Below are 6,909 nucleotides of genomic sequence, written 5' to 3'. Positions count from 1 at the left end.
CATCAAAATCACGGTAGGTATAGCTCAGTTGGTTAGAGCACTAGATTGTGGTTCTAGGGGTCGTCGGTTCGAGCCCGATTACTTACCCAAAAAGGCAGATCAAATGATCTGCCTTTTTTTAATTTTGCGAATTCAACCCATACAGCCCCCTTCAAAATTGCTCCATCAATCTTTAATTAATATAAAATTCAGACTCAATACTGTTTTCATGCTATACAAACAGATTTACACCGATTAGGGTAAGGGGTCCATGACGGAAGGATTTCCTGGGTCATAAATGCCCACAGCAACTCTGGAGTCAGCACAGCCATAATATAAAAACCATTTTTGTTTAAAAAAGACCAATCCTTCAATAAAAACCGTACCATCGATATATTGCCCACTTTTTTCGAAAGATTCCATGGGACGCAAAAACGGAACATCCATTCGAGCCAATACGCTTGTCGGATCTCGTGAATCAAATAAAACCTGCCCAGCGGAATAAGTATTTTTATTAAAGCGCTTATCTCCTTTTTCAGCATGATTCTTACCATTGTACAACAATACAATTCCTTTATCAGTCAAAACTGCCGGGGGACCACACTCCGTCAATGAACTATCAAAATAACCATCCCTTGGCGAAATAAAAGCGATCAATGCCCCCTTTTTATCTGTTACGGGCTCCCAGTCAATCAAATTATCAGATGTGGCGCCATACACACCATGTTCCCCCCAGTACAACCAATATTTCCCATTGATTTTAGCTATGACCTGTCTGTTACCTTTCATTACTGTCACAATAGAAGCTGATTTGTGCGGTTCATCAACAAGAGTGGGCCTGTTTTTCGATTTTTTAAAAATGGGACCATACTTAGTCCAGTGTTTCAGATCAGTGGATATTGCTAAACCTAAGCGTGGCACCTTTCGATTCCATTGGGTATAAAATAGCACAAAACGCCCGTCCTCCGTCTGTGCTAAGCGGGGATCTTCCGTCCCACCGGGCCACTCGTTATCCTGCTGCTCATCGGGAGCTGGATAGAATACCGGTGTTTTCAGTCGTTCAAAATGAATACCGTCAGCACTAGCTGCTAATCCCAGTCGGGAGGTCCGGTGGCCAATAGCCTTCCCTGTCCGATCTTCTGCACGATAAATGACATAAACACTATCTCCCCTTACCACTGCAGCAGGATTAAAAGTGTCGTTGTCCTCCCATCGAATCTCCTTCTTCAGAATTGGATCATAAAATACCGAACTCGTATCAGGCTCAATAATTGGATTGATACCTTTGGGCCGCTCAAAGCCTCCTAATACCCATTGTTCTTTCTTAAGCTTTCCGCCAGGCTGTACGTTACAGCCACATAAAAAGACGAACACTATAGAACCTGCAATTTTAACGATAACATTCATGTTTTATTTGATCTCCCATACTTAAGATGCAAACCTGTAAAGGCGAAAATTAGAATTGGTTACAACAGAAAGGTGAGCGAATCTGCCCCCCCGATCATTCACAAATATAACGCTATTTGAAAGAAATAGATGGCACAAAAACAAGTTCATCAAAAATTGAATTGGAAGCCACCCTAGAAAACTAATAAACAATTTATCGATAAACAACTCGTTATGTTGCAATATATTGCAACATAACAACAAATATAAGGTTAAATATTGCAACATATAGCATAAAAGCGCTATATTTATAGCATGATATCCAAAGAGGAACGCCACGATTTTATATTGGTTAAAATCAAAAAGGAAAGAAAATTAGCGATGGTAGACTTAGCAGCTGAACTTGGTGTCTCTGAACATACCGTCCGACGTGATCTTAAAGAGTTATCCGACGCCGGCTTGCTTCGCGCTATTCGGGGTGGCGCCACGCTACGTTCAAACATGCCATTCGATATATACGACCGAAACAACCTTGATGTTATGGAGAAACAATCCATAGCAGAAAAATCGATCACACTATTGAAAAATCATCAAGTTGTCTTTTTCGATGGCGGCACAACAACACAGACAATTGCAGGAAATATTCCCGATAGCCTAACCCTTACTGTTGTTACACATAGTCTCCCAATAGCTAATATACTTGCCAACTTCCCAAACATCACCTTGATTTTTGCTGGTGGCACTTTCTGCAAATCATCACTTACTATGCAAGGACAGCAAACGATCTCCACATTTGAAGACATATACGCGGATATCAGCTTCATAGGTGTATGTAGCCTGGATCTCCACCGCGGACTTACATCAAGAACACACGAAGAAGCAGCTATCAAAAAAGTACTGTGTAAAAATTCAATGAACATTGTTGCTGCCACAACAAGCAATAAGCTTGATACCTTGGCTTCTTTCCTGACATGCCCCATCTCTGATATCAGTTATTTAATTACAGAAAAGGATCCTTTTGACCGCATTTTACAGCCTTATGCCGCACAAGGTATTACAATCTTATAAGTTTACCGTTTATGAACAATCTCAAACAGGAAGCTGCCAAAGCTGCTCTTCAACTATTAAAACCCGATCAGCTCATTGGACTAGGTGTTGGATCAACAATAGCTTATTTCATTGAATTAATCGCCAGCAGTATCAGCTTTAAATCCAGCTTAAAATTTACATCACCTTCCTTGGAAACCAAAACGCTGCTCCAAGAGAATGGACTTATTTGTGTTGATAACAGTATCCTAACAACGCTGGACTATTATTTTGACAGCTGTGATCAGGTCGACATTCATTTAAATGCATTCAAAAGTGGCGGTGGCGTGCACACGGGTGAGAAGATTATGGCGAATATGGCGCAGCAGTTTATTCTCTTGGTCGATGGCTCAAAGATGGTCGAAAAACTTAGCACAAAGCATCCGTTATGTGTTGAAATTATACCAGAAGCTTGGCTATCGGTACGTGAAAATCTAAAATCAAGTTATTTTACAACGATATCCGACATTGTATTACGAAAATCTGAACAAAAATCGGGGCCTCTCCTTTCTGAGAGAGGTAATTTCCTGGCAGATATTTATTTTTCTAAACTGCCCGATATTTTTGATTTGAATAAGCAAATCAAACTCATTATAGGGGTTGTAGAACATTCACTTTTTTATCAGCTGTGTTCGGCATGTCTTTTGGCAACAGAAGACGGCGTAACACATTTATTTGCAAACAACCTTGGAGAATCAGACACGGATAAGATTGTCACGCAATAGCATTAAAGTTTATATTGAAGTCTAACAACCAACAAGACAACGGTAAAGTAATTTAAATTAACATGAAACACACTCAAATTAACACAGGAATACTGAGTTTTGGCATGTCAGGACGTGTTTTTCACGCACCATTTATACATACCAATCCTCATTTCAATCTCGGCGCTGTTGTAGAACGGTCGAAAAAAGCAGCACATGAATTTTATCCGGCAATAAAAAGCTATAATAGCATTGCTGAATTACTAGCGGATGAAAGCGTCGAACTGGTCGTTGTGAATACACCAAACTATACACATTTCCAATATGCCAAAGAGGCCCTAGAAGCAGGAAAACATGTATTGATAGAAAAACCTGCCGTTGATGACACTACACAATTCGACACTCTTCTTGCCATCAGCAAAAAACAAGGCAAACAATTATTTTTCTATCAAAACAGACGGTATGACGGTCACTTTTTAGACATTAAAAAAGTGATTGACAGTGGAGAATTAGGAAAGCTAATTGAAGTACATTTCAGATTTGATCGCTATAAAATGGAATTGGGACAAAAATACTTTAAGGAAGATACGCAGTATATTTCTAATGGTCTTACTTATGACCTAGGCCCTCACCTTATTGATCAGGCAATCTCACTTTTTGGAAAACCGGTTAAATTTACCAAGACAACATCCATTAACAGGCCGGATTCTAAAGTTGCAGATTATTTTCACTACCAGCTCTATTATCCAGCTGGACTGAACGTGTATTTAACGGGAAGTCTACTTGTTGCCTCTCCACAGCCCGCCTTTGTTTTACATGGCACAAAAGGGAGTTTTATCAAGAATATGACAGATGTGCAAGAACAGCAATTGCTAGATGGTATGTTACCTGACAATCCATCTTATGGCCTTGAGCCAGCCGGCCAAGAGGGGAAACTTGTTACGATAGACGCTTCAAATCAAAAACATGAGTCTTTAGTAACGCCACATAAAGGAGATTACAATCAGCTGTTTGAAGCCATTTATGAAAGCTTAAGAAATAATATCGATTACCCTATTAAAGCGGATCAGGTTAAATGGCAGATCGAATTGCTTGAAGCTGAAAATACCTAAGCTTCTAAACAATCAAATGGCGGCACGGTTCAAGAAAACTAACATGTGCTGCCATTTCAATTTGCTTTCCAAAGACATTCGTTCGGTTCAATATGGATCATCACATGACCGAGATCAGGAATATGCGCAACCAAATGGTCTTTGAGTTTATGTGCCAACTCATGCCCTTCCCTTACGGTAATTTCACTATCAACAATAGCGTGCAGATCGACATGATATTTAGCCCCCGATTTGCGGACAAAACATTTTTCTGTGGCTTTTATCCCCTCTACCTTTAATGCTTCTTCCCGGATATTATCAATGACCTCATCGTATACATTTTCATCCATTATCTCGCCAAGCGCCGGTCTGAAAATATGATAACAGTTATACAGTATAAATCCAGCAGCAAATAATGCCGCGTAGTCATCCGCATTTTCATATCCTTTTCCGAGTAACAATGCAATAGATATCCCAATGAAGGCTGCAACTGACGTTATCGCATCGCTTCGATGGTGCCAAGCGTCTGCACGAAGTGAAGAACTATTTGTTTCTTTACTTTTCTTCATAACGATCCTATACGAAATTTCTTTCCATACGATGATTCCGCCAAGAACAAATAGAGTCCAAGGCTTTGGCAAGTCATGTGGCGTTCCTATATTCTCAATACTTTCATAAGCGATTATGGTTGCAGAAACGATGAGAAAACCAACGACAATAAATGTAATGAGGGGTTCTACCCGACCATGACCATACGGGTGATTGTCGTCGGCAGGTCGTTGCGCATATTTTAAACCCAGAAGCACTAGAAATGAAGAGAAAATGTCCGCCGTTGACTCAATTGCATCCGCAATCAGGGCATAGGAGTTTCCAAAGAAACCAGCTAGCCATTTTAACAATGCTAGTAATGCATTGCCTACAATACTAAAATAAGTCGTTCTGACTGCAGTCTGCTCTTGAAGTTCGGACATCGCTATAAATTAACTTGACACCGCGAAAATACTGTTTTTTCTCTTCAAATTCTATTCTCCATATCTAGAAAATAACGATTACAATAATCGATCGTTAACTGCCGCTTGCGATATCCTGCAATGCTTTTTTTATCTCAGGAGTCCCATAGTCACGACTTCCTTCCAGACGCTCTACGATCTTTCCAGTTTTATCCAAGATCACCGTTGTCGGGATGGACTGCCCTAAGAATTCCGCAGGAATTTCACCCTCTGCTATATAAAGGGGCAGATCATACTTATTTTCCGCCATGAATGCTGAAGACTTCTCCATGTCGCCATCAACGTCCACCATGAGGAAAACGATATCCTTATTATCTTTAAGCGATTGCCTAAGCTGGTCAATGGAAGGTAGTTCATGAATACAAGGAGGACACCAAGTCGCCCAGAAATTGATAAATACGACCTTACCTTTTAAAGCACTTAATTGAAGAACCTTCCCCTCTTTATCCTTAAAAGATAGCTCCTGCGTTGTGGGTGCAGTCGCTTCAACAGGTTCCTCCACCTTTTCGGCCTTGGCCTCACTTTTAGTTCCTGTGTTTCCACAGCTAAAAAACAAACTGGTCGATAAAGCCGCAAGACCCAAAAAAATAACCCCTCTATTAAACCTAATATTCATCGTCTTTTGTTTCATTAAATTATTCTATTAAAAATAAATCCTGTTCACTAATCGTTCTCTTAAAGTAAGGGCTAAAAGATTAAATCCGAATTCGGAGATCTCGTCAATCCAATCCTCCTAGGAGAAATTTCTCAAAACATTAGCTAATTTAACCTTAATTATTCAAGACCACAAGTATTGCAAACAACTTCACAACATAAACAATTGATCAATAAGAAAATAAGCAACAATAAAATTGAAAAAATAACAAGAACTTTTCCGACATTTAAAAGAGTGAACATATCACTGATCAAAAGACAATTTATTGACTACATCATGAATCTCCCCGCAAATCATTTCAAAAAATACTTGTTAATATATTTCCTGTTATTCCTCACCCCCCAGCTGAATTTCGGGCAAGCCACGTCAACTAAATTCAATAACCTATACCGGCTAATAGCATCAAAAGATTTCTTCACCGCCCGTGACCTTTTTAAGGTAAATAAAACTTTTTTAAACGCCCATGAGCAACTTTTTATTTTGGCAATACTCGATAATGCCTTTAATAGGCCCATCGCTTCAAACAAAAAAATTGCACTGCTGAACACAGCAACAGAAGAATTGCCTGACACACTGCGACTAAAAATACGACGTATTCAGGAAGATAATTTTGTCAAACTGAAAGATTACGATGAGGCAAAACAGACAACGCAAAAAATCCTACTCGAATTCGATTCCTTGCTGTCAACAGATACAAGAGCGGATCTCCGAAACAATCTAAAAATCTGGTCGGCACTTGATCATGTAAAGCCGCAGCTTATACAAATCAACGACGATACCCGTCTTAAAATGACGAAAGATAAAGCCAGCTTGAAGAATCTAAAGGTAGAGGTTAACGGCGATACAGCAAGTTTCATATTTGACACCGGAGCAAATCTATCGACAGTTTCGGAGTCCGTGGCCAAACGACTTCATATGGATATGATCCCTGCAGATATTGATGTAGACGCAATTACAGGTATTGCTATCAAAGCCGATTTAGCAGTCTGTAAACAATT

7 protein-coding genes and 1 tRNA gene are annotated in these 6,909 nt (G+C 39.7%); 5 read left to right on the top strand and 3 right to left on the bottom strand.

Annotated features, from left to right (window positions below; genetic code table 11):
* The first annotated feature begins 13 nt into the window (after positions 1–13).
* Positions 14–87 (top strand) — tRNA-His (locus B2X72_RS26525).
* Between the two features lie 147 nt (positions 88–234).
* On the opposite strand, the gene B2X72_RS26520 is transcribed toward B2X72_RS26525, so the two are convergent.
* A complete protein-coding gene (locus B2X72_RS26520) occupies positions 235–1,386 on the bottom strand; it encodes a glycoside hydrolase family 130 protein (protein ID WP_145330091.1) in 1,152 nt (383 codons plus the stop codon).
* A gap of 294 nt (positions 1,387–1,680) precedes the next feature.
* Here B2X72_RS26520 and B2X72_RS26515 point away from each other — a divergent pair, with 294 nt between their 5' ends.
* The 3 genes from B2X72_RS26515 (at position 1,681) to B2X72_RS26505 (ending at position 4,267) form a co-directional block, all read left to right on the top strand.
* On the top strand, positions 1,681–2,433 hold the full coding sequence (locus B2X72_RS26515; RefSeq protein ID WP_088161529.1) for a DeoR/GlpR family DNA-binding transcription regulator: 753 nt from the start codon (positions 1,681–1,683) through the stop codon (positions 2,431–2,433).
* An 11-nt stretch (positions 2,434–2,444) separates the two neighbouring features.
* Positions 2,445–3,176, top strand: coding sequence for a ribose 5-phosphate isomerase A (gene rpiA / locus B2X72_RS26510; protein ID WP_088161528.1), 732 nt, complete (start codon positions 2,445–2,447; stop codon positions 3,174–3,176).
* A gap of 62 nt (positions 3,177–3,238) precedes the next feature.
* Complete coding sequence (locus B2X72_RS26505; RefSeq protein ID WP_088161527.1) at positions 3,239–4,267, top strand: Gfo/Idh/MocA family protein; 1,029 nt, start codon at positions 3,239–3,241, stop codon at positions 4,265–4,267.
* A gap of 56 nt (positions 4,268–4,323) precedes the next feature.
* Here B2X72_RS26505 and B2X72_RS26500 read toward each other — a convergent pair whose 3' ends face one another.
* Both B2X72_RS26500 and B2X72_RS26495 read right to left on the bottom strand, forming a co-directional pair.
* Entirely contained in the window at positions 4,324–5,217 is an 894-nt protein-coding gene (locus B2X72_RS26500) for a cation diffusion facilitator family transporter (protein ID WP_075992585.1), read from the bottom strand.
* A gap of 94 nt (positions 5,218–5,311) precedes the next feature.
* A complete protein-coding gene (locus tag B2X72_RS26495) occupies positions 5,312–5,872 on the bottom strand; it encodes a TlpA family protein disulfide reductase (protein ID WP_120336173.1) in 561 nt (186 codons plus the stop codon).
* 177 nt (positions 5,873–6,049) lie between these two features.
* Between B2X72_RS26495 and B2X72_RS26490 the strand changes: the two genes are divergently transcribed.
* Positions 6,050–6,909: retropepsin-like aspartic protease (locus B2X72_RS26490; protein ID WP_286852189.1), on the top strand; the 860-nt coding region annotated here is incomplete at its 3' end.

Source organism: Sphingobacterium sp. UBA7253 (assembly GCF_002472745.1).
Classification (GTDB): domain Bacteria; phylum Bacteroidota; class Bacteroidia; order Sphingobacteriales; family Sphingobacteriaceae; genus Sphingobacterium; species Sphingobacterium siyangense.
The sequence above is the reverse complement of the archived record's forward strand: the minus strand, read 5'-3'. Positions and strand labels throughout refer to the sequence as shown.